This is a genomic window from Candidatus Liberibacter sp., assembly GCF_014048425.1.
GTDB lineage: Bacteria > Pseudomonadota > Alphaproteobacteria > Rhizobiales > Rhizobiaceae > Liberibacter.
Genome location: NZ_JACETX010000090.1, coordinates 1 through 731, shown reverse-complemented (window position 1 = coordinate 731; position 731 = coordinate 1). Strand labels below are relative to the sequence as shown.

Here is a 731-nt window from a genome sequence, read left to right as displayed (position 1 = left end):
GAGTTTTGACATGATTTATACATGTAATTTTATTTAAGAGCAGTAAAGATAGGGAATTTTTGTATTATGCAGAAGAAGAAGGAACAATTTATTCGGGGTAATTCGAATATTGGTATATGTTCGATAGGGCATGTTGATCATGGTAAGACGACACTTACGTCAGCGATTACGAAGTATTTTGGGGAATATAAGGGGTACGATGAAATAGATAGTGCACCTGAAGAGAAGTTGCGTGGTATTACGATTGCGACGGCTCATGTTGAATACAAGACGGAATCGAGACATTACTGTCATGTTGACTGTCCTGGACATGCTGACTATGTGAAGAACATGATTACTGGTGCTGCGCAGGTTGATGGAGCGATACTTGTTTGTTCAGCAGTAGATGGTCCTATGCCTCAGACGAAGGAGCATATTCTTCTTGCTCGACAGGTGGGTATTCCTTCGATGGTTGTTTATTTAAACAAGGTTGATCAGGTTGAAGATCCTGAGCTTGTTGAGATTGTTGAGCTTGAGATTAGGGAGCTTTTGAACTACTACAAATTTCCTGGAGATTCTATTCCAGTGATTAGGGGTTCTGCACTGAATGCACTTGAAGGTACTAACAAGGAGATAGGGGAAGATTCCATACGTTCTTTGATGGCTGCGGTTGATAGTCATATACAGGAACCTGTGCGTGATTTAGATCGTCCTTTTGCGATGCATATAGAAGGTGTTTTTTCGATTGAGGG

1 protein-coding gene is annotated in these 731 nt (G+C 40.9%); it reads left to right on the top strand.

Annotation, left to right across the window (positions count from 1 at the left end):
• Positions 1-66: 66 nt before the first annotated feature.
• On the top strand, positions 67-731 hold a 665-nt coding region (locus H0G72_RS06060; RefSeq protein ID WP_182017872.1), incomplete at its 3' end, for a GTP-binding protein.